This window comes from Microlunatus kandeliicorticis, from assembly GCF_014137855.1.
Classification (GTDB): domain Bacteria; phylum Actinomycetota; class Actinomycetes; order Propionibacteriales; family Propionibacteriaceae; genus Microlunatus; species Microlunatus kandeliicorticis.
The window spans coordinates 377,254-402,450 of sequence record NZ_JACGWT010000002.1 but is presented as its reverse complement, the minus strand read 5'-3'; the positions used below and the strand labels follow the sequence as shown (position 1 = coordinate 402,450).

Sequence of the window (25,197 nt, the reverse complement as noted above, 5' to 3'; positions counted from 1 at the left end):
CATACTCAACCCATTAACGAAACCACCTTGCGTTACCTCGAGCCCGGGGGTGCCGCGGTCCGCCGCCGGAACACCGCCGCGGTGGTCGAGGCGTTGCGCCCGGAGCCGACCGGGTCGACCGTGGCGGTGCTGGCCACCCGGACGGGCCTGTCGCGCCCGACCGTCGACGCGGTGGTGGGCGACCTGGTGACCGCCGGCGTGGTCCGGCTCACGGAGGCCACCCCGACCGGGGCCCGCGGTGGCCGGCCGGCCCGGACGGTCGAGCTGGCCGCCGACGCCGGCTGCGTCGCGGGGATCGACGTCGGCGCCTCCCGGGTCCGGGCGGTGGTGACCGACCTGGCCGGCCGGGTGCTGGCCGAGCGCACCGACCGGCTGCCCGCCGGCGAACCGGCCCCCGGCGCCCGGATCGCCCTGGTGCGGACCGTGGTCGGCGAGGCCGTCCGCGCCACCGGACACACCCTGCGCGAGCTGCGCGGCGCCGCGCTCGCCGTCCCCGGCGTGATCGGCCCCGACGAGCGGATCACCCACAGCCTCGCCGTGCCCGACTGGTCGGGCGACCGCCCCGGCCAGACCCTGGCCCGCGGCTGGCGGTGCCCGGTCGCGCTCGAGAACGACATCAAGGCGGCGGCGCTGGCCGAGCAGCGGGCCGGGATCACGACCGCGCCGACCACCGACATCGCCTATCTCCAGCTCGGGCACCGGATCTCGCTGGCGCTCGTGATCGACGGCCGGATTCGGCAGGGCCACCACCGGGTCGCCGGCGAACTGGGCACCCTGCGCGGGATGCGCTGGACCAGCACCAGCCGCCGCGGTCAGCTGCGCTGGCGGACCGGCCGGACCGGCCGCGAGGTGTTCGTCGCCGCGGCCGCGGGCCGGCGCGACGCGGCCGAGGAGATCGAGGCCTTCTGCGCCGAGATCGCCCCGACGGTGGCCACCGTGCTGCTCGCGGTCGACCCCGAGCTGCTGGTGGTGGGCGGTGGCCTGTCCCGCGCCGGAGCCACCCTGCTCGACCCGCTGCGCCGCGCGGTGCACGGGCTGCTGACCACCGCGGACCGACCCGAGGTGGTCGGCTCGCGGCTGGGCGCCGACGCCACCGTGCTCGGCACCCTCGGACTCGCCTTCGAGGCGGCGTCCACCCCGATCACCTCGATTCCCGGGGTCTCCGCGCCCTGGTCGACCTGGACCACCTGGCGGGCCGCGGAGACCGCCGACCGAACCGGAAAGAGCGCACCATGAAACTCGGTTTCAGCTCCTATACCTTCCACCAGCGCGTCGCGACCGGCGAGATGAGCCTGACCGACGTCATCGACTGGGTGGCCGACAGCGAGGGCGAGCACCTCGAGCTGGCGGCGATCTACCGCGGTGCGGACGCCCCGATCCCCAACGAGGAGAGCGATCCGTCCTTCGTCGAGACCGTCCGGTCGCACGCCGAGAAGCGCGGCGTCCCGCTCTCCAACCTGGCCGTCGGCGCGGACCTGTCCCACGAGGACGCCGCGGAGAAGACCGCCGAGATCGAGCGGGTCAAGAAGCTCGTCGACCTGGCCGAGGCCCTCGGCATCCGGACCATGCGGCACGACGTCGTCCCGCACGGCGTGGTGCCGGGCGACGACAGCGTGGTCTTCGAGCAGAAGTTCCCGATCATCGTCGACGCCTGCCGCCAGATCGCCGAGTACGCCGCGACCAAGGGCATCACCACCAGCCTGGAGAACCACGGCTTCTTCGTGCAGAGCAGCGACCGGGTCCGCCGGATCGTGCACGCGGTCGACCGGGACAACTTCAAGACCACGCTGGACATCGGCAACTTCGTCTGCGTCGACGAGGACCCGACCAGCGCGGTGCCGGCCAACCTGCCCTACGCGATGATCGTCCACCTCAAGGACTTCTACATCCGGCCGGCCGGCTTCTCCGCACCCGACGGCTGGTTCTCCAGCCGGGGCGGCAAGGCGCTCCGCGGCGCGATCGTCGGCGAGGGCGACATCGACCTCCCGGGCGTGATCGCCGCGATCAAGCAGTCGGGCTACGACGAGTACGTGTCGATCGAGTTCGAGGGCCACGAGGACTGCTTCGTCGGGGCCACCCGCGGGCTGGCCAACGCCCGCCGGCTGCTCGCCGCCTGACGCCGCAGACCCCCAACACCTTCCCCACCAGAGACACCCGAGAGCAACGGAGTAACCCACACCCATGTCCGCACTGAGGATCGGCGTAATCGGCGGTGGCGCGATCGCCAACCTCCACCTCACGTCGTACGCCAAGAACCCGGACGTCGAGATCGCCGCGATCGCCGACGTCAACGCCGACCGGGCGGCCACCGTGGCCGCGCAGTGGGGCGCCAGCCGCTCCTACGGCAGCCCGGCCGAGCTGCTCGCCGACGCCGACATCGACGCGGTGAGCATCTGCACCTGGAACAACACCCACGCCGAGCTCGCGGTCGCCGCGGTCGAGGCCGGCAAGCACGTCCTGGTCGAGAAGCCGCTGGCCCGCACCTACGCCGAGGCCCGCACCGTCCAGGAGGCGGCGGAGAAGAGCGACCGAGTGGTCTCGGTCGGCTTCGTCCGACGGTTCTCCACCAACTGCCGGGTGCTCAAGTCCTTCATCGACGAGGGACGACTCGGTGACATCTACTACGCCAAGGCCTCCGCGATCCGCCGGGTCGGCAACCCCGGCGGCTGGTTCGCCGACAAGTCGATCTCCGGTGGCGGTCCGCTGATCGACGTCGGCGTGCACGTGATCGACCTGTGCTGGTACCTGATGGGCAGCCCGCGCGCGGTCGCGGTCAGCGGCAACACCTACGAGCGGCTCGGCAACCGGTCGAACATCACCAGCCTGCCGCGCTGGAAGGTGGCCGACTACGACCCGGCCAAGAACGACGTCGAGGACATGGCCAACGCGGTGGTCCGGTTCGAGAACGGCGCCTCGCTGATGGTCGACGTCTCCTACTCGCTGCACACCCCGAGCGAGGGTCTCAACGTCTCGGTCTACGGCGACCGTGGTGGCGCACAGCTCGAACCGGAGCTGCAGATCGCCACCGAGGTGCTCGACACGGTGGTCAACATGACGCCGCAGATCCGGTCGGGCACGTTCGACGGGGTCGACGGGTTCGACACCGAGATCAACTGGTTCGTGGCCGCCTGCCGCGGCGAGCGCGAGAACATCGCGCCGGCCTGGCACGGTGTCGAGGTGCAGAAGATCCTCGACGGGATCTACGCCTCGGCCGACGCCGGCCGCGAGATCGCTCTGGACTGACCCGGCGGTCGGCGGCCGCTCCGGTGTTGCCCTGCATACCCCATGGGGGTACAAAGGACGCGTGGACACCGAGGCGGCCGCCGACCACCAGCACGGCTACATCAGCGACAAGGCGCGGTACCTGGCGCGACTCAAGCGGATCGAGGGGCAGGCCCGCGGGATCGCCCGGATGATCGACGACGAGCAGTACTGCATCGACGTCCTGACCCAGATCTCCGCGCTGACCCGGTCGCTCGAAGGGGTCGCGCTCGCGCTGCTCGACGACCACCTGCGGCACTGCGTCGCCGACGCGGCGGCGTCCGGCGGGAGCCTGGGCGAGGACAAGCTGGCCGAGGCGTCGGCGGCGATCGCCCGGCTCGTCCGGTCCTGATCACCGACCTGGCCACCGGCGCTGATCACCGGTCCCGGGCCGAGGACCCACCCGTATCCTGGCCTGACCCCCACCCCCTGACGAGCGGACCGCCGCCATCCCCCGCCACCCCAGCTCCCCCTTCGACCTGCCCGAGCCCCGGCCGCCGCGGTCGCCCCGCCGCACCGCGCAACTGGTCGCCGTGACCGGCCTGCTGGTCGTGGTGCTGGTCGTCGCCGGCGTGCTGGTCCTCGGGCGCAGGACCGGTGACCGGACCGCGACGCCGACTCCCAGCGCAAGCTCGGGCAGCACCGGGAGCGGTGACCCCGTCCGCGCCGGGCAGGCCTTCCTCACCGGCTGGGTGGACCCGGACGGCCGTGTCGTCCGACGGGACCAGGGCGGCGACACGGTCAGCGAGGGCCAGGCGTACGCGATGCTGGTGGCCGCCGGGCTCGACGACCGCGACACCTTCGCGCGCGTCTGGTCGTGGACCCGCAGCCACCTGCTCCGCCGCGACGGCACGCTGAGCTGGCGGTGGGACGACGGCCAGGTCGTCGACCGGTCCTCGGCCGCCGACGCCGACCTCGACGCCGCCCGCGCGCTGGTGCTCGCCGGGCACCGGTTCGGCGACGCCTCGCTGACCGCCGCCGGGGTCGCCCTGGGCCGGGCGGTGCTCGACACCGAGACGGTGTCGACCCGGGCCGGGCTGGTGCTGGTCGCCGGCAACTGGGCCACCACCCCGGACGACGACCGGTACGCCTACAACCCGAGCTATGCCTCACCGGCCGCCTACGCGGTCCTGGCCACGGCCTCGGGCGACCAGCGGTGGGAGGCGCTGCTCACCGGCAGTCGGGCGGCCACCGCCGCGGCCACCGTCGGCGGGCTGCCCGCCGACTGGGCGGTGATCGGCAGCGACGGCGCGGTCACCGCGACCGCCGGCCCGGCCGGGCGCGGATCCGACGGCGTCCGGTACAGCTACGACGCGGCCCGGCTGCCGATCCGGTACGCCGAGGCGTGCGAACCCGCCGACCGACGGCTCGCCGCGGCTCTGACCGACCGCCTCGCGAGCCCTCCGACCGGGACCGCCGCGCTGGACCGGGACGGCCGTCCAGTGACCGCCAACCGGTCACCGGTGGCCGCGGTCGGCCGGGCGGCGGCCGAGGCTGCCGCGGGCGACCGCCAGGCCGCGCGGGACGCGCTCGACGTCGCTGATCAGGTGCAGGCGACCACCCCGACCTACTACGGCGCGGCCTGGGTCGCGCTCGGCCGGTTGATGCTGCAGACCGACGACCTGGGCGGTTGCCCGCCGCTGCGCTGACCCGCGATCGTCCGGTCCGGACCACGTCCTGACCAGGAGTTTCGATCCGAACGACAAATCCGCCCGCGATTCTGTCGGAATCGAAGATTCTGCTCGTTCCACCGACTCCATCGCGCACGACGCAACCGGAAAAGCCGGGTCGCGCAGGCGTACGATCGGAAAATGACTCAGGCGCAACTGACCGACCCGGTGGACGAGAGGCTGTGCCTCGCGATCTATCGGGCTTCGCACGCGGTCACCGCCACCTACCGCCAGGTCCTGGCCCCGCTGGGGCTGACCTACACCCAGTACATGGTGATGTCGCTGCTCTGGCAGGACGGCCCGACCTCGGTGGCCGGGATCGGCCGGCGGCTCGGGCTCGAGTCGAGCACGTTGTCCCCGCTGCTCCAGCGGCTCGAGACGCAGGCTCTGGTCGACCGGCGGCGCAGCGAGACCGACGAGCGCGAGGTCATCATCTCCCTGACCGAGACCGGCCGCCGGCTCAAGCGCCGCGCGAAGTCGGTGCCGGCCCAGGTGCAGGCCGCCACCGGCCTGAGCCGGACCGCCGAGCAGCGGCTGACCAAGGCCCTCAACGAGATGACGGGCCGGCTGCTCGCCGCCGCCTGAGATCCTCCGCGATCAGCCGATCCCGATCCGGCGGCTGATCGCCTTCGACTCGCGCGCCGCCGCGCGCGACCCGAACAGGTCACCGCCGCGCAGCCGCGCGCTCGCCAGGTCGTCCAGCGCGGTCTGCAACGGCAACGCCCACGCGGTGAAGTCCTGCTCCATCCGCGCCCGCAGCAGCTCGACCAACCGCTCGAGCTCGGCCCGAGCCGCCTTGCGTTCCCCGGCCGCGCGCAGCTCCTGCCAGCGGGCCCGGGTCGCCTCGACCTCGTCCACCGGCTCGGTGCGCGGCTCCGCGGGAACGTCGGCTGAGCCTGTCGAAGCCACCGGCTCTTCCCGTTCCTGCGCTTCGACAGGCTCAGCGCGCGTGGGCTCGAACTCGGTGCGCGGCTCCGCGGGAGCGTGGGCTGAGCCTGTCGAAGCCCCCAACTCTTCCCGCTTCTGCGCTTCGACAGGCTCAGCGCGCGTGGGTTCGGGCTCAGCGCGCGGGGGCTCGGGCTCAGCGCGCGCGGCTTCGGGCTCAGCGGGCGCGGGCTCAGCGCGCGGGGGTTCGGGCTCAGCGCGCGGAGGCTTGGGCTCGACGCGGGTGGGCTCCGCGAGCGAGGCCAGCTCGAGCCGGAGCCGTTCCAGCTCGGAGGACTCGGCGCCGACGGCGTCGGCGGAGAGGGCGGCGATCCGGGTCTGGAGCTCCGCCCGCCGGGCCGCACGCTCCTCGGCGGCGCGGCGGTCGAGCTCGGCCTGGTGCTCGCGCAGACGTTCCTCGCGACGGCGCTGCCGCTCCACCCGGTCGGCTTCGGCGGCGGCTTCCTGCTGCGCCCGGACGCGACGCGCCTCCTCGGCCGCCGCAGCCGCCTGCGCCGCCTCGCGCTCGGCCGCCGCGCGGGCGGCCTGCTCCTCGGCCCGGCGACGCTCGTCGCCCTCGCGCCGGGCGGCGACCAGCCGTTCCTCCTCGACCCGGTGGGCACGGTCGCGCTCGGCCCGGATCCAGTCCTCGTCGGCCGGCCGGACGACCGGCTCGGGCGCCGCGGCCAGTGCGACGAACGCGTACGCGGGGCCGGGGTCGGCGACCGGCCAGTCGATCCGCGGTCCGAGCGGCAGCACCCCACGCGCCGCGTCCCGCAGCGCGTCGAGGTCGGCACCCGGCTCCGCACCGGTCAGCTCCTGCTGCACCGCGTCGGCGTAGGCCACGATCTCCGGCCCGGCGGCCGCGGCCTCGGCCCGACGCAACCCACCGAGCAGGTCCGCGGCCTCGTCCGGTTCACCGGACGCGGCGAGCACCCGGGCCCAGACCGCACCGGCGAGCAACCGGGGCGCCCCGGCCGCCGCCCGCTCCTCGGCCCGGCCGACGGCCTCACCGGCGACCGGGACCGCCTCGTCGACCCGCCCGGCGACGAGCAGGTCGTCGGCGAGGTCGGTGAGCGAGGCGGTCAGCTGGGCGGGGACCGGGTCCTCCAGCCGCGGGGCGAGCCCAGCCAGCAGCTCGACCAGACGTCGCCGGGTGACCAGGGCCAGTTCGATCTCGGCCGAGCGCCGGAGTCGGTCGGCGAGGTCGCGGTGCAGGCCGAACAAGGGCTCGGCCAGCCGCTGCAGGAGCGGAACCGGGTGGCGGCCGGGCTGGTCGAACCGGCCACCGACCATCTCCTCGTACCGGTCGCGCGCCCGGTGCAGCAGGGTCAGCGACTCCTCGCCGCGCCCGGCTGCCCAGCGGACGTCGGCGAGCAGCAGGTCGAGGTCGAGCTCGAGGAAACCGTCGGCCCGCGCCTCTGCCGGGACCGAGGGCAGCGCCGCGGCCGCCCGGTCGGCCCAGCCGTTGGCCCGCGCCGGATCCCCGTCGGCCAGCGCGGCCCGGGCGCCCGCGTGCAGGCCGCGGAACGCCGCCACCGCGGGCAGCCGGAGGTCGAGCCGGTGCGGCACCAGCTGCGCGTGCAGCTGCTGCCAGGAGGCGAGGGTGCGGCCGGCGCCGCCCGGGACCCCGAGCCCCACCTGCACCGCAGCCAGCTGGAGGAACGCGACGCCGCAGCGGACCGCGTCCGGCGCCGTGGTGTAGGGCCCGACCGGACCGTCGGCGAGCAGCAGCTCGGCGCTCCGCTTGACCGCCTCCTGGGCGTCGGGTCCCGCGGCCCGGTACTGGTGGCCGAGCAGCCGGTGCTCGTCGAGCGCGAGCAGCGCGTCGGTCAGGTCGGCCAGTCTGGACGGGTCGGAGCCCAGCCACCCGCGCAGCCGTTGCACCTGCGCCGACAGAGTCTTGGCCTGCCGGGCGTAGGGGTCCTGGGGCTGCTTCGTGCGTGCCGTCGTCTGAGCCATCGGTTCCATCATCGCGTGCCGCACCAGCGGGCCCGAATCGCCCGACGCTGAGAGAAGAGGAACGGCCGGCCCGCGCTCAGCGGTGGGTGGCCCGCGCTCCCCTACGCTGGCGCGCGTGCTGGTCGGTCTGCTCGGGGCGTTCGCCGCGTCGCTCTGCTACGGGGTCGCCTCGGTGCTCCAGGCCCTCGCCGCCCGGCAGACCGCGACCACCGAGGGGCTCGACCCCCGCCTGATGCTCCGGCTGGCCCGGTCCTGGCGTTACCTGCTCGGACTGGCGCTCGACGGGCTCGCGTTCCTGTTCTCGGTGGCGGCGCTGCGCAGCCTGCCGCTGTTCGCGGTCCAGGCCATCGTCTGCAGCTTCCTCGCGGTCACCGCCGTCCTCGGCGCGATCTTCCTGCACATGAAGCTCGGCCGGATCGACAAGATCGGCGTGGCCGTCGTGGTGCTCGGGCTGGTGATGGTCGGCTCGTCGGCGGCCGAGGAGGCCCCCGGCGCCGGGACGTCGGCCGAGCACTGGGGACTGCTGGTGGTGTCGGTGCTGCTCGCGGCGCTGGCCGTCCCGCTGGCCCGGCTCCGCGGGGTCCGCGGGGCGGCCTCGCTCGGCGCGGTCGCCGGACTCGGCTACGGCGTGGTCGCCGTCGCCTCGCGGATGATCCAGTCACCGCTGACCGTCCACGGCGTGCTCACCGACCCCGCGACGTACGCGCTCCTGGTCGGCGGCGCGGTCGCGCTGCTCACCTACTCCACCGCGCTGCAGCGCGGCTCGGTCACCCAGGCCACCGCACCACTGGTGGTGCTCGAGACCGTCGCTCCCGCGATCGTCGGGGTCGCGCTGCTCGGTGACCACCCCCGTCCGGGGTGGACGGTGGTCGCCCTGATCGGCTTCGCGCTCGCCGTCGGCGGGGCGCTCACGCTGTCCCGGCACGGCGAGATCGGCGAGTCCGCGACGCCCGTCGCCGACCCCCGCTGACCTCCGGCCGACCCCGGCGCCCGGCGGGCGTCAAGAACCCGTCAAGGGCCGTCAAGAACCCGTCAAGGGAGGCGGTGGTCCAGACCGCCGGTCAGTGAGATGGACGTCGTGAGTCTCGTGTCCGCGGCGCTGCTCGTGCTGGTCGCCGCCCTCGTCGTGTACCTGCTGGTGACCTTGATCAAACCGGAGCGCTTCTGATGAGCGACACCGTCTCCGGGCTGCTGACCATCGGGCTGCTGGTGGTCATGATCGCCGTCTGCTACGTCCCGCTGGGCGACTACATGGCCCGCGTGCTGACCCCGACCAAGCACCTGCGGGTCGAGCGGGCCGCCTACCGGGTGCTCGGGGTGGACCCCGACGGCACCCAGCACGCCCGCAGCTACGCGCTCGCGGTGCTGGGCTTCTCGGTGGTCTCCGTGATCGGCCTGTTCGCGATCCTGGTCGGCCAGAAGCACCTGCCCTTCAGCGAGGGCATGAGCGGGATGGGCTGGGCGATGGCCCTCAACACCGCCGTCTCGTTCGTCACCAACACCAACTGGCAGTCCTACTCCGGTGAGCAGGCGCTCGGCTACACCGCCCAGATGGCCGGCCTGACCGTGCAGAACTTCGCCTCCGCGGCCGTCGGTCTGGCCGTCGCCGCCGCGCTGGTCCGCGCCTTCACGGCGGACCGCAACGGCGAGCTCGGCAACTTCTGGGTCGACCTGATCCGGATCTGCGTCCGGCTGCTGCTGCCGCTGTCGCTGGTCGCGGCGGTGGTGCTGGTCGCCACCGGGGTGATCCAGAACTTCGCCCCGACCGCCGTCGCCCACGCGATCACCGGCGGCACTCAGCAGATCCCCGGCGGCCCGGTGGCCAGCCAGGAGGCGATCAAGGAGCTCGGCACCAACGGCGGCGGCTTCTTCAACGCCAACTCCGCCCACCCGTTCGAGAACCCGAACCCGCTGAGCAACATCATCGAGATCCTCCTGCTGATGGTCATCCCGGTCTGCCTGACCCGGACCGTCGGCACCATGCTCGGGGACCGCAAGCAGGGTCGCGCGCTGCTCGCCGCAGTCACCGTCCTCTGGGGTGTCGCGCTGGCCATCGCCACCTGGGCCGAGGTCGGCGCGCACGGCGCGGCCGCCCAGGCCGCCGGCGGTGCGATGGAGGGCAAGGAGACCCGGTTCGGCATCTGGTCGACGATCCTCTTCGCGGTCAGCACCACCGGCACCTCGACCGGCGCGGTCAACGGCATGCACGACTCGCTGACCCCGGCCGCCGGCGCCATCACCCTGATCAACATGCTGCTCGGCGAGGTCTCGCCCGGCGGCGTCGGCAGCGGGCTGTACGGACTGCTGATCGTGGCCATCCTGGCCGTCTTCGTCGCCGGGCTGATGGTCGGTCGCACCCCCGAGCTGCTGGGCAAGCGGATCGGCTCGCGCGAGATGACCTACGTCGCGCTCTACGTGCTGACCACCCCGGCGCTGGTGCTGATCGGCACCGGTGTGGCCATCGGGTTGCCCAGCACCGGCAACGCCCTGGGCAACCCGGGCGCGCACGGCCTGTCGGAAGTCCTCTACGCCTACGCGTCCGCCTCGAACAACAACGGCAGCGCGTTCGGCGGGATCACCGTCACCTCGACCTTCTTCCAGCTGACCCTGGCCGCGGCGATGTTCCTCGGCCGGTTCCTGCCCATCGTCCTGGTGCTGGCGCTGGCCGGCAGCGTGGCCGAGGCGGGACGGGTGCCGCGGACCGCGGGCACGCTGCCCACCCACACCCCGCTGTTCATCGGGCTGGTGGTCGGCGTGGTGCTGCTGGTCACCGGGCTGACCTTCTTCCCCGGACTGGCGCTCGGCCCGATCGCCGAGGCGCTCTCGTGAGCCCCGCCGACGAGTCCGCGCCCACCGACGTCCTCACGAAAGCCGATCCGATGTCCACCCAGCACGCCGTCACCGACCCCGCCCGCGCGACCGACCCCGACCACGCCACCGAGCCCGCCGCCCCCGAGGGCGGACGCCGCGAGACCGACCGCAGCGGCGATCGCGGCGGCCTGGCCCGTCAGCTCCTCGCCGCACTGCCCGAGGCGCTCCGCAAGCTCGCCCCGCAGCACCTCTGGCGCTCGCCGGTGATGTTCGTGGTGGCCATCGGCTCGGTGATCACCACCGTGGCCGGGGTGGCCCGCCCGAGCGTCTTCACCATCGGGGTCGCGGTCTGGCTGTGGCTCACGGTGATCTTCGGCAACCTGGCCGAGGCGGTCGCCGAGAGCCGCGGCAAGGCGCAGGCGGCCAGCCTGCGGGCGGCCCGCACCGACACCCCGGCCCGCCGGATCGAGGCCGACGGCTCCGAGACCCAGGTGGCCGGCACCGAGCTGCGGGTCGGCGACCGGGTGCGGGTCAGCGCCGGCGAGGTGATCCCGGGCGACGGCGACGTCGTCGAGGGCGTGGCCAGCGTCGACGAGTCGGCGATCACCGGCGAGTCCGCGCCGGTGATCCGCGAGGCCGGCGGCGACCGCTCCGCGGTGACCGGCGGCACCCGGGTGCTCAGCGACGAGATCGTGGTGATGATCACCGCCGCACCGGGCGAGTCCTTCCTGGACACCATGATCGCCCTCGTCGAGGGCGCCAGCCGGCGCAAGACGCCGAACGAGGTCGCGCTGTCGATCCTGCTCTCCAGCCTGACGATCATCTTCGTGCTGGCCGTCGCCACCCTGCAGCCGATGGCCGCCTACTCCGGGGGCAAGCAGTCGGTGGTGGTGCTGACCGCCCTGCTGGTCTGCCTGATCCCCACCACCATCGGTGCGCTGCTCAGCGCGATCGGCATCGCCGGCATGGACCGGCTGGTCCGGCGCAACGTGCTGGCCATGTCCGGCCGCGCGGTCGAGGCCGCCGGCGACGTCAGCACGCTGCTGCTCGACAAGACCGGCACCATCACCTTCGGCAACCGGTACGCGACCCGGTTCGTCCCGCTCGAGGGGGTCAGCGAGTCGGAGCTCCGCGACGCCGCCCGCTGGTCGAGCCTGGCCGACCAGACCCCCGAGGGCCGGTCGGTGGTCACGCTCGCCCTCGAGCAGGGCGCCCGCGACGAGGACCTGCCGACCGGCGCGACGTTCGTCGAGTTCACCGCCCAGACCCGGATGTCGGGCATCGACGTGGCGGGCGAGGGGACGGCGCCGCTGCGCGAGATCCGCAAGGGGGCCGCGGCCGCCGTGACCGCCTGGATCGGCACCGACAGCAGCCAGCTGGCCGCCGTGGTCGACGAGATCTCCGCCGGCGGCGGCACCCCGCTGGCCGTGGCCGAGCGGGGCGGCCCCGACGGTGACCGGCTGCTCGGCGTCATCCACCTCAAGGACGTGGTCAAGCCGGGCATGAGCGAGCGGTTCGACCAGCTGCGGGCGATGGGCATCCGGACGGTGATGATCACCGGCGACAACCCGCGCACCGCGGCGGCCATCGCGGCCGAGGCCGGCGTGGACGACTTCCTGGCCGAGGCGACCCCCGAGGACAAGCTGGCGCTGATCAAGTCCGAGCAGGCCGGCGGCCGGATGGTCGCGATGACCGGTGACGGCACCAACGACGCCCCGGCGCTCGCTGCGGCGGACGTCGGGGTGGCGATGAACACCGGGACGTCGGCGGCCAAGGAGGCCGGCAACATGGTCGACCTCGACTCCGACCCGACCAAGCTGATCGACATCGTCGGCATCGGCAAGCAGCTGCTGATCACCCGCGGGGCGCTGACCACCTTCTCGATCGCCAACGACGTGGCCAAGTTCTTCGCGATCATCCCGGCCATGTTCGCCGGGGTCTACCCCGGGCTGGCCACGCTCAACATCATGAAGCTGCACAGCCCGACGACCGCGATCACCTCGGCGGTGATCTTCAACGCGCTGATCATCGTCGCGCTGATCCCACTGGCCCTGCGCGGCGTGCGCTACAAGCCGTCCTCGGCCGTCGCGCTGCTCCGTCGCAACATCTTCGTCTACGGCGTGGGCGGGATCCTGCTGCCCTTCCTGGGGATCAAGGTCATCGACCTGGTCGTCAGCCTGATCCCCGGCCTGTCCTGACCCCTCGCCACCACCCACGAAAGCTGATGTCTCGCCCATGATCGACTTCCTCCGCCAGAGCTGGACCGGGCTGCGTGCCCTGCTCGTCCTCACCGCCCTGCTCGGCATCGCCTACCCCGTCGTGGTCTGGGGCATCGGCCGGGTCGCCTTCGCCGACCAGGCCGCCGGCTCCCCGGTCACCGTCCAGGGCCGACTGGTCGGCTCCTCGCTGATCGGCCAGCAGGTCGAGGGCGACCGCTGGTTCCACGGCCGGCCGTCCGCCAACGACAACAACGGGCTGGCCAGCGGTGCCAGCAACCTGGGCCCGTCGAACCCGAAGCTGATCACCGAGATCGCCGAGCGGCGGGCCGCCGTGGCCAAGGCCGAGGGCGTCCCGGCCGACCAGGTCCCGGCCGACGCGGTGACCGCGTCCGGCTCGGGTCTCGACCCGGACATCTCCCCGGAGTACGCCGCGCTGCAGGTCCCGCGGGTGGCCCGGGCCCGGGGGCTCAGCGAGCAGCAGGTGCGGGCCCTGGTCGCCGCCCACACCCAGGGCCGGACACTCGGCTTACTCGGCGAGCCGCGGGTCGACGTGCTACAGCTGAACCTGGCCCTGTCGAGGATCTGAGAGCGGACGGCGCTGAGGGGTGACGACGATGGGCGGTGAGCGCGGACGGCTGCGGGTCTATCTGGGGGCGGCCCCCGGAGTGGGCAAGACCTTCGCCATGCTCGACGAGGGGCACCGGCGCGCCGAGCGCGGCACCGACGTGGTCATCGGACTGGTCGAGACCCACGGACGGGCCCGGACCGAGGCCGAGATCGGTGACCTCGAGGTGGTCCCCCGCCGCGAGGTCACCTACCACGGGCTGACCACCACCGAGCTCGACGTCGAGGCGGTGCTGGCCAGGGCCCCCGAGGTCGCGCTGGTCGACGAGCTGGCCCACACCATCGTGCGCGACCCGAACGACGGGCGCGACACCGGGCACACCAAGCGCTGGCAGGACGTCGAGCTGCTGCTCGACCACGGCATCGACGTGATCACCACGCTCAACGTCCAGCACCTCGAGTCGCTCAACGACGTGGTCGCCTCGATCACCGGCGTCCGGCAGGCCGAGACGGTGCCGGACGCGGTGGTCCGGGCCGCCGACGCGGTCGAGCTGGTCGACATGAGCCCGCAGTCGCTGCGTCGCCGGATGGCGCACGGCAACATCTATCCGGCCGAGAAGGTCGACACCGCGCTCTCGCGCTATTTCCGCGAGGGCAACCTGGCCGCACTCCGCGAGCTGGCGCTGCTCTGGCTGGCCGACCGGGTCGAGGAGGGCCTCGACCGCTACCGCGACAGCCACGGGATCGGCCAGACCTGGGCCACCCGCGAGCGGCTGGTGGTCGGGCTGTCGGGTGGGTCGGAGTCGCTGGCCCTGATGCGCCGGGCTGCGCGGATCGCGTCGCGGACCACCGGTGGGGAGTGGGTCGCGGTCTACGTCACCCGCCGCGACGGGCTCAGCGGGGTCACCCCGGACCGGCTGGAGGAGCTGCGCCGGCAGGCCGCCGACCTCGGCGGCAGCTTCCGGGCCGTGGTCGCCGTCGACGTCCCCGAGGGGCTGCTCGACTTCGCCCGGGCCGAGAACGCCACCCAGGTGCTGGTCGGGGCCAGCCGCCGCGGCCGGCTGTCGGCCCTGCTGCGGCCGGGGATCGGCGAGACGGTGATCGCCGACTCCGGCGACATCGACGTCCACGTGGTCACCCACGACCACGCCCGCGGGCACGCGACCCGACGGCGCCGGGCCACGGTCAGCCGCCGTCGGGTGATCGCCGGCTACCTGCTCGCCGTGCTGGGCACCGCGGCGCTGTCCGGGCTGCTCGAGCTCACCACCGGCTGGCACGGGCTGCCCACCGAGACCATGGTGATGATGGCGCTGGTGGTGGCCACCGCGCTGGTCGGCGGGCTGTGGCCCGCGGTGCTGGCCGCCGTGGTCAGCAGCCTCGCCCTGAACCTGCTCTTCGTGCCGCCGATCGGGACGCTGACCATCGCTCAGCCCGAGAACGCGTTCGCCATCGGGGTGTTCCTGGTCACCGGCGTCGCGGTGGCGACCGTCGTCGACCGCGCCGCCCGTCAGACCGAGCTGGCCCGGCGGGCGCGGGCCGAGTCCAACGCGCTGGCCGTGCTGGCCCACGGGTTGCTGCACAGCAGCGAGAACGCCGCGGCCGAGGAGGGCGGCGTCGCGTCGGTCACCGGGCCCAGCGATCCGGGTGCCACCGAGGAGGAGCTGGCGCTGCTCCGCGAGGCGTGCCGGATGTTCCAGCTCGACGGGGCCGCGGTGTTCGCCGACGGCCGGCTGCGGGCCGGCTACGGCGAGGCCCCCCGCTCGGTGACCGGGGCCGACCTGGCCGTCCCCGTGACCAACGGCGTCGTGCTGGCGTTCAACGGCCCGTCGGTGTCGGCCGGCGAGCAGCGGCTGCTCAAGGCGTTCGCGGCGCACCTCGCGGTGATCACCGAGCGCCGCCGGTCGCGGGCCGAGTCGGCGCGGGCCCGCGAGCTGGCGGCGACCGAGAAGACCCGGACGGCCCTGCTCGGCGCGGTCTCGCACGACCTGCGCAGCCCGCTCGCGGCGATCAAGGCGGCCGCGGCCAGCCTGCGCTCGTCGGAGGTGGCCTGGTCGCCGGCCGACGAGGCCGAGCTGCTGGCCACCATCGAGGACTCCGCCGACCGGCTGGACGCGCTGGTGGAGAACCTGCTCGACATGAGCCGGCTGCAGACCGGGGCCGTCCGGCCGCTGCTCGCCGACATCGACCTGGCCGCGGTGTGTGCCCGGGCCCTGGACTCCGCCGGGCTGGCCGAGCCCGGGGACGGCCGGACGCCGCCGCGGGTCACCTGGTGCGAACCACCGGACGAGCTGCCCAGCGCGCGCGGCGACCAGGGCCTGATCGAGCGGGTGATCGTCAACGTGGTGGAGAACGCGGTCCGCTACAGCCCGCCCGGACGTCCGGTCCAGCTGCGGCTCTCGCAGTACCGGGCCGACGGTCGCGACTGGGTCTCGCTGCGGGTGATCGACCACGGGCCGGGCGTGCCGGCCGCCGGCTTCGACCGGCTGTTCGCGCCGTTCCAGCGTCTGGGCGACGTGCCCAACGGCGACGGGCTGGGGCTCGGGCTCGCGGTCTCCCGGGGTCTCGCGGAGGCCACCGGGGGCACGCTGACCGCCGAGGAGACCCCCGGCGGCGGGCTGACCATGGTGCTCGACCTGCCCTCCGCGCCCTCGGCCGATGATCAGCCGGCCGAGGACCGGCCGACCGACGACCAGTCGGTCCGGGTGGAGGAGATCACGCGGGCTTCCTGAGCCGGCGCCGAGGTCGGTCGCGATCCTGACCGAGTCCTCACCGGAGCGGAAGCCGCGCTTGGTATCACGCCGAGGCGGGCGCGGTCCGATGAAGCATGTCCATCGACGTACGCCCCCTCGACGTCACCGCCGCCGCTTCCGTCGACGTCCCCGACCCGGCGCCCTGGACCGACGCGCAGCTGCTGGTGCTCCAGCACCCCGCGCTCGGCCAGGTGCGTTTCTCCTGCCGGTGCGCCGGGTGCCACCACCAGATCCTCAGCCGGCGGTTCTGCCCCGAGCTCGCCGATGCCTGGATGGCTGTCCGCGGCGACCTGGTGGATCCGGCGGACGTCCCGCGCCCCTGAGCCCCGGAACAGGTCGGCCCCGTCAGCGGCCGGGGCCGGCCGGGCCCCCTCCGGGACCACCGCCGGGACCACCGCCAGGACCGCCCGCAGCACCACCGTCAGGACCAGCGGGACCGGCGGCCGGACCGCCACCTCCGGGCGCACCGCCGGGGCCGCCGGGGTGCTGACCGTCCGGAGCCGCCGGCGCGCTCGGTGCCCCCGCCTCCGGTCCGGTCGACGACGCTCCCGCCGGGGCCGACGGCTGCTCCGAGGGCTGGCCGGACGGCTGGTCCGACGGCGCTCCGCTGGGCTCGATCGAGGATCCGCCGGCCGGAGCCGACGACGTCGTCCCTGCGGTCGGCTGCTCGGCGGTCGCCGCCCGGAACGCCGACGCGAGGCTGGGCCCGACGGCGATCCCGCCCAGCACCACCACCGCGGCGACCACGATCCCGGGCCAGCGCCGGTGCCGACGACGTGCCCGGGACGGCCGCGACGGAGTGCCCGGGCCGTGAGCCGTCCACGACGTCGCACCCGCCGGCCGGTCCGACCCGGTGCCTGCGTGCCGCCCACGCCGTTCACTCGGCCGGGCGTACCGGTCGCTGTCGAGCAGCTCGCGAGCGTGCCGGGACCGGACCTGATGGAGCTGGAGCGTGGGATCGCTCGGGTCGGTCGCGCCGGTCGGATCGGCGGGGGTCCGCGGGCTGTGCGGTTCGCTCACCGCCGCGGTCCGGCGTCGGGCTGGTCGACCGAGCCGACCAGGCTCTGGAGCCAGGCACCCGCCTGGTGGGCGGCGTGCGTGGGCAGCGGGACCGTGCGGGCGAACGCGCTCGCGCTGACCGGGTCGTGCACCGCCGCGGGCGCCCAGGTCACGATCGCCGTCACGGCCAGCCAGCAGAACACCGCGGCGCCGAGACCGGAGCCGATCGCGCCGAGCAGGCCGGACCGCCGCCGCAGCGCGCCGATCACCGAGCCGACGACGATCAACCCGATGACCAGGTCGACCAGTCCGAGCGAGCCGACGTGCAACCCGGCGAGCCGAGCGGCGACGTCGTCGAGGGCGGTGCCGAGGGACGGGAGCAGCAGCGTCATGACGTCCACGGTGCCAGGCAGAGCTGAAGAGAGTTTCACGATCGACTCCTCGGTGGGTGGGCGAGGAGCGGGACGGACCCGGTCACCGGGTCCGCCCGCTCCCCACGAGCCGGGTCAGCGGTTGCCGGACGACGCCGGCGCGGACGGAGCACCCGACGGAGCGGCCGGAGCCGACGGAGCACCCGACGGAGCAGCCGGAGCCGACGGAGCACCCGACGGAGCAGCCGGCGCCGACGGAGCACCCGACGGAGCGGCCGGCGCGGACGGAGCACCCGACGGGGCAGCCGGAGCCGAGGGTGCCGCGCTGCCGTTGGTCTTCGGCGGCGTCGGCGGCGCGGGCGGGGCAGGCGGACCACCGGCGGGACCACCCGCGGCGGGGCCGGCGGCCGGAGCGCAGTTCCCACCCGGCGCGGGCGGCTTGGGGGCGTCCTTGGTGCCCTCGGCCCGCTTGCCTCCCTTCGCGTCCTTGCCGGCGGCCGGCGGGGTGGGCGGCTTCGGGGCGTTCTGGCCCGGGGTCGGCGGAGCCGGCGGCTTGGCGGCGTCCTTGCCCTGAGCCGGCGCGGTGGGGGCGCTCGGCGCACCGGACGGCGCTGCGGGCGCGCTGGCCGGCGCACTGGGCTGCGCGGAGGGGGTCCCGCTGTCCGCCAGCGCGGGCACGGCGTAGGCACCACCGGCCACCAGCAGAGCGGCCACGCCCCCCAGGACCAGTCGCGTGCGGTGGGTCTTGCGCTTCGGGGTGAACGGTTGCTCGGACATCAACGATCCTTCGCTGTGATGGGAATCCGCCGGCGACGTGCACCGAGCGGCTGACGTCGTCCACCGTGCCGGGCATTGCTGAAGCGGCCTTCAAGAGCGGCCCCGCCCGCCCGATCCTTCAGAGGTTCTTGAACCTCGTCGGCCACACTGGGGCGGTGCCCGAACCCCGCGTGATCATCGTCGAGGATGACGCCGCCATCGGCGGCTCGGTCGTCGACGCCCTCACCGACGCCGGCTTCCGCAGCCGGTTGCTGGTCGACGGCGCGCACCTCGAGGCCGCGATCGCCGAGTTCCGCCCCGACGCCGTCCTGCTCGACTGGATGCTGCCGGGACGGGACGGGCCGACGCTGGCCCGGCTCGTCCGGGCCCACAGCAGCGCCGCGGTGATCATGGTCACCGCCAAGGACACCGTCGACGAACGGCTCCGCGGCTTCGACGCCGGGGTGGACGACTACCTCACCAAGCCCTTCGCCATGGCCGAGCTGATCGCCCGGCTGTCCGCGGTGCTGCGGCGGACCGGCGCGCTGGCGAGCGTGATCGAGATCGGCGACCTGCTGATCGACGCCGACGCCGGGGTGATCACCCGTGCGGGGCACCCGGTGGAGCTGACCGCCACCGAGCGGCGGCTGCTCCAGTACCTGGCCGAGAACCGCGACCGGGTGCTCTCCCCCACCCAGATCCTCACCCAGGTGTGGGGGTACGGCGAGTACGCCGACAACCTCGTCCAGGTGCACATCAGCTCGCTGCGGCGCAAGCTCGAGGCGCACGGCCCGCGGCTGCTGCATACGGTCTGGGGCACCGGGTACGTGCTCCGGGCCGCGGTGCCGGCCGAGCAGAGCTGATCACCCGCGATGAGCAACCCCATCGCGCCCGACCGATCCACCGTGCCGGCGCCGGTCCCGTCGCCGGGTCGCCGGGGCGGTCGTCTCAGGACCGCCTCGCTCCGACGCCGGGTCACCGTGGCGGTCTGGCTGCTGCTGGCGATCATGGTCGCGGTGCTGGCGCTGGCCACCGCGATCGCCCTGAGCGCCCGGCTCGACACCCAGCTCCGGCAACGACTGCAGGACCGCGCGGAGATCGGCGCGGCCCTCGTCGGTCAGGTGTCCGATCGCGAGCTCGTCGACCAGATCGAGGGCGACGGCGTGTCCGTGGTGCTGGTCACCGCGAGCGGTGCGCAGTACTCCAAGGGTCCGCTGGCCGGCGCGAGCACCGGCACCCGGACCGCGACGGCCCAGCCGCCCGGCCCGAGGGGACCGGCCGCCGCCCCCGGCCCCGCGGACCCGGTGGTCGTCCAGGGCGACCTCTACCGGATCGACACCCGGCTCTCCGACGGCGCCCGGCTCACCCTGATCGCCTCGGCCGCGGACGTCCGGCGGACGATCGCCCAGGTCGAGGTGGTGCTGGTGGTCGGCGGGCTGTTGGTGCTGCTCGCCGCCGCCGCCGTCCTCGGCCCGCTGGTCGGGCGCGCGCTGCGGCCACTGGCCGAGATGACCGAGACCGCCCGTTCGATCACCGCGGGCGACCGCGGCCGGCGGTTGCGGCCGACCCGGCCGGAGACCGAGCTGGGCCGGACCGCGGTGGCCTTCGACGCCATGCTCGACGCGGTCGAGGGCGCGGAGACCCAGGCCCGGAGCGCCGAGGACCGGCTGCGGACGTTCCTCTCCGACGCCGCGCACGAGCTGCGGACGCCGCTGGCCGGGGCCCGGGCGGCCACCGAGCAGGTGCTCCGGAGCGACCTGCCGCGCGAGGAGCGCGAGCGTCGGCTGGTGACCGCGATCCGCGAGAACGACCGCGCGGCCCGGCTGGTCGACGACATGCTCACCATGGCGCGGATCGACCAGGGGCTCGAGCTCCGGCCGACCGAGGCCGACCTGACCGCTCTCGCCGAACGTGCCGTGGCGATCCGGACCCTGAGCGCGCCCGACGCCCGGTTGCGCGTGGACGGCGACCCGGTCCCGGTCCGGGTGGAGCCGGACCGGATCGTCCAGATCGTCACCAACCTGCTCGACAACGCGCTCCGGGCGGGCGGGCCGACCACCGGCGTCCGGCTGACCACCCGGATCCGCGACGGGTGGGCCGAGCTCGAGGTCATCGACGACGGACCCGGCATCCCGGCCGCAGACGCCGCCCGGGTGTTCGACCGGCTCGTGCGGCTCGACGCCGCGCGGAGCCGCACCGAGGCGACCGGCCCGGACAAGGGCTTCGGCCTCGGGCTCCCGATCGCCCGGGGCATCGCCCGCGCCCACGGCGGCGACCTGGTGTGCGTGCCGAAGCCGACGGGGAGCGGAGCGACCTTCCTGCTCACCCTGCCGGCCGTCTGAGCCCGGTCCGCACGGCGCCCGCGGCCGTCCGCGGCACGTCACTGCGCCACTACGCTGACCGGGTGGAACTGCGTCAGCTGGAGCACTTCGTCGCCGTCGCCGAGCACCAGCACTTCACCCGCGCCGCGGACCGGTTGCAGATCAGCCAGTCCGGGCTGTCCGCGTCGGTCCGAGCGCTCGAGACCGAGCTCGGGACGCCGTTGTTCACCCGCAGCACCCGCCGGGTCGAGCTGACCCCGGCCGGGCAGGCGTTCCTGGCCGAGGCGGTCCGCACCGTCGCCGCCGCCACGGCCGCCAAGAACGCGGTGGCCGCGGTCCGCGGGGTGCTCGGCGGCACGCTGAGCGTCGGCACCGAGCAGTGCCTCGGGGTGATCGACCTGCCGGCCGAGCTGGCCGCGTTCCGACGCGAGCACTCGCAGGTCGACGTCCGGCTCGGGTTCGCCGGGTCGGCGGATCTGATCGAACGGCTCGGGGCCGGCCGGCTCGACCTCGCACTGGTGGCCCGGTGCGGGCCGACGCCGCGCGGGGTCCGGCTCCGGACGCTGTTCGAGGAGGGGTTCGTGCTGCTCTGCCGGCCGGACCACCCGCTGGCCGGGCTGCCGGTGGTCGATCTCGAGCTGGTCGGCCGCGAACAGCTGGTCGGCTTCTCCCCGGAGTGGGCGGCCCGGATGCTCGCCGAGCAGGCTTTCGCCGCCGCCGGACTCCGTCCGACCGTGGGCATGGAGGTCAACGACGTCGGCACCCTGCTCGACCTGGTCGGCCACGGACTGGGTGTCGCGCTGGTCCCGGCCCACTTCGCCGAGAAGCGCCCGGACCGGCTCTGCGCGGTGCCGCTCGACCCAGCCGCTGCCCTGGTCTGGTCGGTCACCGTCGCCGTCCCGGCCGAGGCCAGCCCGGCCGCCACGGCGCTGCTCACCCAGATGGCCACCTCACGCCCGGACCGGACGCCCGTCGCCGCGTGAGCCACACCGCGGTCGTCTGAGTCCCCGGTAGATCCTGCGGCTCGAGACCCGCAGGAGCCGAGCGGCGCGCGTTCCCGGCCGTCGAGCCGCGTGATCTACCGGGATCCGGGGCCGAGCCGAGGCCCCTGCCCCTCGCAGCAGACTGCCAGGCGTCGTGCGTACAGTCCGCGGCATGGGTGAACGGATTCAGATCGAGACCGCCGACGGCACCGCCGAGGCGTATGTGACCGGGCAGGCGGGCGCCCCCGGTGTCCTCTTCTACGTCGACGCGATCGGGCTGCGGCCGCAGATCGAGACCATGGCCGACCGGATCGCCGGCTGGGGGTACGTGGTGCTGGCCCCGCACGTCTTCTACCGCGACGGGTCGGCCGACGAGCTGGCCCCGAAGGGCGACCTGCGCGAGGAGGGCGGCCGCGAGGCGTTCTTCGCCTCCGGGGTGATGGGCCGGGTTGGCGGGCTGACCCCCGACAAGGCCCAGCCGGACGCCGAGGCGTGGGTGCGCACCCTCTCCGAGCACGCGGGCGACGGCGCGATCGGCACCACCGGCTACTGCATGGGCGCCCGGCTGGCCGTCCGCACCGCGGGCTGGTACCCGGACTGGGTCGCCGCGGTCGGCGGGTGGCACGGCGGCGGCCTGGTCACCGACGAATCCGACAGCCCGCACCTGGCGGTGGCGGCGAGCAACGCCGCCTTCGCCTTCGGCCACGCCGACCAGGACCGGTCGATGCCGCCCGAGGCGGTCGAGGCGCTCGGCCAGGCACTGCGCGACGCCGGCCGCCCGCACACCAACGAGATCTTCCCCGGCGCGCCGCACGGCTATTCGATGGCCGACACCTCGAGCTACCACGAGGAGGCTGCCGAGCGGCACTTCCGCGAGCTCGAGGCGTTGTTCGGCCGGACGCTGCGCGGCGGATCGCGGTGAGTGCTGCGGCTCGATGCGGCGGGCGCCCCGGCAACGCGGGTGACCCGCCGTCGAGCCGCACGATTTACCGGCGCCTGCCGCTCAGTTGGTGACCAGCCCGGCCACCAGGTTGATCGTGGACGCGAGCACCACCGTCCCGAACAGGTAGCTGAGCAGGCAGTGCCGCAGAACCACGGCCCGGATGGCCGGGCTCGAGACCCCGGTGTCGGAGACCTGGTAGGTCATCCCGAGGTTGTAGCTGAAGTAGAAGAAGTCGCGGAAGCACGGGTGGAAGCTGTGCTCCGGTTTCGCGTTGAAGTCGATCCCGCCCTCCTCGCCCGCGTAGTAGAGGTGGGCATAGCGGGCCGCGTACATCTGGTGCAGCGCGGCCCAGCCGAGGAACACACCGATCAGGGCGACCGCCGCGGCGACCGACTTGGTCGAGGAGTGCCCGAGACCGATCAGCACCGCGATCCCGAGCAGGCCGGCCAGCGCGCAGATCACCACCAGCAGCTCGCCGACCCGCGGGCGGAAGTCCTCGCGGGTCACCCAGCGCCAGGTCTCGTCGGAGTCCAGCGGCCAGAGCTTCACCCAGCCCAGCACGGTGAAGGTGCCCTCGACCGCGGCGATGCCGACCAGCACCCCGAGCGGGGCGTCGACCAGGGTCGCCACCAGCACCCCGGCGACGAGGCCGACGGCCACGGCGATCAGCAGACGTGTTCTCGCGGTCACGACCGGACGCTAAGCCCGTCCGGCTGGGAGGACGGCAAGACCGGGCCGGTGATGACCGGCCCGGTCTCGACGTCGTGCTCAGGCCGGGATCAGCCGGCCTGGCTCAGGGTCGCCAGCTCCTCGGCGGAGAGCTCGAGGTCGGCGGCGGTCACCGAGTCGCGGATCGTCTCCGGCCGGGACGAACCCGGGATCGGGATGACCACGTCGGCGAGGGCCATCTGCCAGGCGAGGCAGACGACCTGCGGCGTGACGCCGTGCTGCTGCGCCACCTCGGCGAACGGGGCGAACTTCTCGCCCAGCCCGGCCGCGTTGGTGATCCCGCCGAGCGGGCTCCACGGCAGGAACGCGATGCCGAGCTCGGCGCAGAGCTCGAGCTCGGGCTCGCTGGTCCGGAACGCCGGGCTGAACTGGTTCTGCACCGAGGCCAGCCGGCCGCCGAGCACCTGCTGGGCCTCGCGGATCTGGTCCGGGTCGGCGTTCGAGATGCCGGCCAGCTGGATCACGCCCTCGTCGAGCAGCTCGGCGAGCGCCCCGACCGACTCGGCGTACGGGACGTCCGGGTCAGGCCGGTGGAACTGGTAGAGACCGACCGCGTCGACCCCGAGCCGGCGGGCCGACTCGCGCGCCGCCTGCTTGAGGTGGTCCGGGTGGCCGTTCTGGGTCCAGCTGCCGTCGCCCGGACGCAGGTGCCCGCCCTTGGTGGCCACCAGGACGCTCGAGGCGTCGCCACCCCAGCTGCCCAGCGCCTCGGCGATCAGCGTCTCGTTGTGCCCGACCTCGTCGGCGTGCCAGTGGTAGGCGTCGGCGGTGTCGATCAGGGTGACACCGGCGTCGAGTGCGGCGTGGATCGTGGCGATCGAGCGCTCACGGTCCGGCCGGCCCTCGATCGACATCGGCATCCCGCCGAGACCGATCGGGCTGACCTGGCGGTCGCCGAGGGTGCGGGTCGCGCTCACCATGCGTAGTCCTCCGGCGACGGCTTGCGGCCCGGGAACAGCTCGTCGAGCTTGTCGAGGGTGCTCTGCTCGAGCTTGAGGTCGACCGCGGCCAGCGCGGTGTCCAGCTGGTCGGGGGTCCGCGGGCCGATGATCGGCGCGGTCACCGAACGCTGGTGCAGCAGCCAGGCCAGGCCCAGGGTGCCGGCACCGACCCCGAGGTCGTCGGCGAGCTGCTCGTAGCCCTCGATGGCGGCACGGTTGCGCTCGAGCTCCTCGCTGCGGTCGTTGCGCCGCAACCCCTCGGCCTCCTTCTTGAGGACGCCACCGAGCAGACCGCCCTGCAGCGGGCTCCACGGGATGATGCCCAGGCCGTAAAACTCGGCGGCCGGGATCAGGTCGGACTCGACCTCGCGCTTGAGCAGGTTGTAGATCGACTGCTCGCTGACCAGACCGAGGAAGTTGCGCTTCTCCGCGGCGGCCTGCGCCTGCGCGATGTGCCAGCCGGCGAAGTTCGACGAGCCGACGTAGAGCACCTTGCCCTGCGCGACCGCGGTCTCCATGGCCTGCCAGATCTCGTCCCAGGGGGTGGCCCGGTCGACGTGGTGGAACTGGTACAGGTCGATGTAGTCGGTCTGCAGGCGCTGCAGGCTCTTGTCGAGCGCGCGGCGGATGTTCAGCGCGGAGAGCTTGCCGCTGTTCGGCCACTTCTCGTCGTGGCCCTCGCCCGGGAGATCGCCGTAGACCTTGGTGGCGATCACGGTCTTCTCGCGGCGGCCCCCGCCGGTCGCGAACCAGTTGCCGATGATCTCCTCGGTCCGGCCGGTGCTCACCTGGCGGCCGTAGACGTTGGCGGTGTCGAAGAAGTTGATGCCCTGGTCGTGGGCGGTGTCCATGATGCCGTGGCTGGTCGGCTCGTCGGTGTGCGGACCGAAGTTCATCGTGCCCAGGCACAGCCGGGAGACGGACAGGCCGGTACGGCCGAGATGCGTGTACTCCATAGCTTCCAACCCTGGCGCGCCGACCGATCGAAATCCA

The 25,197-nt window shown here is 74.0% G+C and carries 23 protein-coding genes; 17 read left to right on the top strand and 6 right to left on the bottom strand.

Going from position 1 to position 25,197, the window contains the following annotated elements:
* Positions 1 to 27 precede the first annotated feature (27 nt).
* The 6 genes from FHX74_RS06560 to FHX74_RS06535 all read left to right on the top strand — a co-directional run bounded on the left by FHX74_RS06560 (position 28) and on the right by FHX74_RS06535 (position 5,516).
* Entirely contained in the window at positions 28 to 1,236 is a 1,209-nt protein-coding gene (locus FHX74_RS06560; RefSeq protein ID WP_182559296.1) for an ROK family protein, read from the top strand.
* On the top strand, positions 1,233 to 2,117 hold the full coding sequence (locus FHX74_RS06555) for a sugar phosphate isomerase/epimerase family protein (RefSeq protein ID WP_182559295.1): 885 nt from the start codon (positions 1,233 to 1,235) through the stop codon (positions 2,115 to 2,117). The genes FHX74_RS06560 and FHX74_RS06555 overlap by 4 nt, the downstream gene beginning before the upstream one ends.
* 64 nt (positions 2,118 to 2,181) lie before the next feature.
* Positions 2,182 to 3,243 (top strand): Gfo/Idh/MocA family protein, encoded by a 1,062-nt coding sequence (locus FHX74_RS06550; RefSeq protein ID WP_182559294.1) that lies wholly within the window; start codon positions 2,182 to 2,184, stop codon positions 3,241 to 3,243.
* 61 nt (positions 3,244 to 3,304) lie between these two features.
* Positions 3,305 to 3,613: a metal-sensitive transcriptional regulator gene (locus FHX74_RS06545; RefSeq protein ID WP_182559293.1), complete on the top strand. Its 309-nt coding sequence runs from the start codon at positions 3,305 to 3,307 to the stop codon at positions 3,611 to 3,613.
* A 181-nt stretch (positions 3,614 to 3,794) separates the two neighbouring features.
* A complete protein-coding gene (locus FHX74_RS06540) occupies positions 3,795 to 4,910 on the top strand; it encodes a glycosyl hydrolase family 8 (RefSeq protein WP_182559292.1) in 1,116 nt (371 codons plus the stop codon).
* A 162-nt stretch (positions 4,911 to 5,072) separates the two neighbouring features.
* On the top strand, positions 5,073 to 5,516 hold the full coding sequence (locus FHX74_RS06535) for a MarR family winged helix-turn-helix transcriptional regulator (RefSeq protein ID WP_220483578.1): 444 nt from the start codon (positions 5,073 to 5,075) through the stop codon (positions 5,514 to 5,516).
* Positions 5,517 to 5,528: 12 nt separating this feature from the next.
* Here FHX74_RS06535 and FHX74_RS06530 read toward each other — a convergent pair whose 3' ends face one another.
* A complete protein-coding gene (locus FHX74_RS06530; RefSeq protein ID WP_182559291.1) occupies positions 5,529 to 7,817 on the bottom strand; it encodes a hypothetical protein in 2,289 nt (762 codons plus the stop codon).
* Between the two features lie 115 nt (positions 7,818 to 7,932).
* Here FHX74_RS06530 and FHX74_RS06525 point away from each other — a divergent pair, with 115 nt between their 5' ends.
* The 7 genes from FHX74_RS06525 (at position 7,933) to FHX74_RS06495 (ending at position 16,484) form a co-directional block, all read left to right on the top strand.
* Positions 7,933 to 8,787 (top strand): hypothetical protein, encoded by an 855-nt coding sequence (locus tag FHX74_RS06525; RefSeq protein ID WP_220483577.1) that lies wholly within the window; start codon positions 7,933 to 7,935, stop codon positions 8,785 to 8,787.
* Positions 8,788 to 8,895: 108 nt separating this feature from the next.
* On the top strand, positions 8,896 to 8,985 hold the full coding sequence (gene kdpF / locus FHX74_RS06520; RefSeq protein ID WP_220483576.1) for a K(+)-transporting ATPase subunit F: 90 nt from the start codon (positions 8,896 to 8,898) through the stop codon (positions 8,983 to 8,985).
* On the top strand, positions 8,985 to 10,646 hold the full coding sequence (kdpA, locus tag FHX74_RS06515; RefSeq protein ID WP_182559289.1) for a potassium-transporting ATPase subunit KdpA: 1,662 nt from the start codon (positions 8,985 to 8,987) through the stop codon (positions 10,644 to 10,646). Before kdpF ends, kdpA begins: the two co-directional genes overlap by 1 nt.
* Positions 10,643 to 12,826: a potassium-transporting ATPase subunit KdpB gene (gene kdpB / locus FHX74_RS06510; protein WP_328823673.1), complete on the top strand. Its 2,184-nt coding sequence runs from the start codon at positions 10,643 to 10,645 to the stop codon at positions 12,824 to 12,826. The genes kdpA and kdpB overlap by 4 nt, the downstream gene beginning before the upstream one ends.
* Before the next feature lie 37 nt (positions 12,827 to 12,863).
* Positions 12,864 to 13,433 (top strand): potassium-transporting ATPase subunit KdpC, encoded by a 570-nt coding sequence (gene kdpC / locus FHX74_RS06505; protein WP_182559288.1) that lies wholly within the window; start codon positions 12,864 to 12,866, stop codon positions 13,431 to 13,433.
* A gap of 28 nt (positions 13,434 to 13,461) precedes the next feature.
* The gene (locus tag FHX74_RS06500) at positions 13,462 to 16,140 is read left to right on the top strand and encodes a DUF4118 domain-containing protein (RefSeq protein ID WP_182559287.1); all 2,679 of its coding nucleotides are present in this window, start codon (positions 13,462 to 13,464) and stop codon (positions 16,138 to 16,140) included.
* 95 nt (positions 16,141 to 16,235) lie between these two features.
* Positions 16,236 to 16,484 (top strand): hypothetical protein, encoded by a 249-nt coding sequence (locus FHX74_RS06495; RefSeq protein WP_182559286.1) that lies wholly within the window; start codon positions 16,236 to 16,238, stop codon positions 16,482 to 16,484.
* Between the two features lie 693 nt (positions 16,485 to 17,177).
* Here FHX74_RS06495 and FHX74_RS06490 read toward each other — a convergent pair.
* On the bottom strand, positions 17,178 to 17,552 hold the full coding sequence (locus FHX74_RS06490; RefSeq protein ID WP_182559285.1) for a hypothetical protein: 375 nt from the start codon (positions 17,550 to 17,552) through the stop codon (positions 17,178 to 17,180).
* 114 nt (positions 17,553 to 17,666) lie between these two features.
* Entirely contained in the window at positions 17,667 to 18,308 is a 642-nt protein-coding gene (locus tag FHX74_RS06485; protein WP_182559284.1) for a hypothetical protein, read from the bottom strand.
* A 155-nt stretch (positions 18,309 to 18,463) separates the two neighbouring features.
* On the opposite strand from FHX74_RS06485, the gene FHX74_RS06480 reads away from it, so the two are divergent.
* From FHX74_RS06480 to FHX74_RS06465, 4 genes are all read left to right on the top strand, one after another.
* On the top strand, positions 18,464 to 19,150 hold the full coding sequence (locus tag FHX74_RS06480) for a response regulator transcription factor (RefSeq protein WP_182559283.1): 687 nt from the start codon (positions 18,464 to 18,466) through the stop codon (positions 19,148 to 19,150).
* Positions 19,151 to 19,159: 9 nt separating this feature from the next.
* The gene (locus FHX74_RS06475; protein ID WP_182559282.1) at positions 19,160 to 20,629 is read left to right on the top strand and encodes a sensor histidine kinase; all 1,470 of its coding nucleotides are present in this window, start codon (positions 19,160 to 19,162) and stop codon (positions 20,627 to 20,629) included.
* A gap of 62 nt (positions 20,630 to 20,691) precedes the next feature.
* A complete protein-coding gene (locus FHX74_RS06470; RefSeq protein WP_182559281.1) occupies positions 20,692 to 21,591 on the top strand; it encodes a LysR family transcriptional regulator in 900 nt (299 codons plus the stop codon).
* 172 nt (positions 21,592 to 21,763) lie between these two features.
* The gene (locus FHX74_RS06465) at positions 21,764 to 22,513 is read left to right on the top strand and encodes a dienelactone hydrolase family protein (protein WP_182559280.1); all 750 of its coding nucleotides are present in this window, start codon (positions 21,764 to 21,766) and stop codon (positions 22,511 to 22,513) included.
* A gap of 81 nt (positions 22,514 to 22,594) precedes the next feature.
* Here the strand turns inward: FHX74_RS06465 and FHX74_RS06460 are convergent, their stop codons facing one another.
* The 3 genes from FHX74_RS06460 to FHX74_RS06450 form a co-directional block, all read right to left on the bottom strand.
* Positions 22,595 to 23,224: a DUF1345 domain-containing protein gene (locus FHX74_RS06460; protein WP_328823672.1), complete on the bottom strand. Its 630-nt coding sequence runs from the start codon at positions 23,222 to 23,224 to the stop codon at positions 22,595 to 22,597.
* 89 nt (positions 23,225 to 23,313) lie between these two features.
* Positions 23,314 to 24,183 (bottom strand): aldo/keto reductase, encoded by an 870-nt coding sequence (locus tag FHX74_RS06455; RefSeq protein WP_182559279.1) that lies wholly within the window; start codon positions 24,181 to 24,183, stop codon positions 23,314 to 23,316.
* Positions 24,177 to 25,160 (bottom strand): aldo/keto reductase, encoded by a 984-nt coding sequence (locus tag FHX74_RS06450; protein WP_182559278.1) that lies wholly within the window; start codon positions 25,158 to 25,160, stop codon positions 24,177 to 24,179. Before FHX74_RS06450 ends, FHX74_RS06455 begins: the two co-directional genes overlap by 7 nt.
* Positions 25,161 to 25,197 lie beyond the last annotated feature (37 nt).

Coding starts and splice junctions, on each gene's coding strand:
- FHX74_RS06555 (WP_182559295.1), top strand. CDS start 1,233: ATGAAACTCGGTTTCAGCTCCTATACCTTCCACCAGCGCGTCGCGACC.
- FHX74_RS06550 (WP_182559294.1), top strand. CDS start 2,182: ATGTCCGCACTGAGGATCGGCGTAATCGGCGGTGGCGCGATCGCCAAC.
- FHX74_RS06535 (WP_220483578.1), top strand. CDS start 5,073: ATGACTCAGGCGCAACTGACCGACCCGGTGGACGAGAGGCTGTGCCTC.
- FHX74_RS06530 (WP_182559291.1), bottom strand. CDS start 7,817: ATGGCTCAGACGACGGCACGCACGAAGCAGCCCCAGGACCCCTACGCC.
- kdpA (WP_182559289.1), top strand. CDS start 8,985: ATGAGCGACACCGTCTCCGGGCTGCTGACCATCGGGCTGCTGGTGGTC.
- kdpC (WP_182559288.1), top strand. CDS start 12,864: ATGATCGACTTCCTCCGCCAGAGCTGGACCGGGCTGCGTGCCCTGCTC.
- FHX74_RS06500 (WP_182559287.1), top strand. CDS start 13,462: ATGGGCGGTGAGCGCGGACGGCTGCGGGTCTATCTGGGGGCGGCCCCC.
- FHX74_RS06495 (WP_182559286.1), top strand. CDS start 16,236: ATGTCCATCGACGTACGCCCCCTCGACGTCACCGCCGCCGCTTCCGTC.
- FHX74_RS06490 (WP_182559285.1), bottom strand. CDS start 17,552: ATGACGCTGCTGCTCCCGTCCCTCGGCACCGCCCTCGACGACGTCGCC.
- FHX74_RS06485 (WP_182559284.1), bottom strand. CDS start 18,308: ATGTCCGAGCAACCGTTCACCCCGAAGCGCAAGACCCACCGCACGCGA.
- FHX74_RS06475 (WP_182559282.1), top strand. CDS start 19,160: ATGAGCAACCCCATCGCGCCCGACCGATCCACCGTGCCGGCGCCGGTC.
- FHX74_RS06465 (WP_182559280.1), top strand. CDS start 21,764: ATGGGTGAACGGATTCAGATCGAGACCGCCGACGGCACCGCCGAGGCG.
- FHX74_RS06455 (WP_182559279.1), bottom strand. CDS start 24,183: ATGGTGAGCGCGACCCGCACCCTCGGCGACCGCCAGGTCAGCCCGATC.
- FHX74_RS06450 (WP_182559278.1), bottom strand. CDS start 25,160: ATGGAGTACACGCATCTCGGCCGTACCGGCCTGTCCGTCTCCCGGCTG.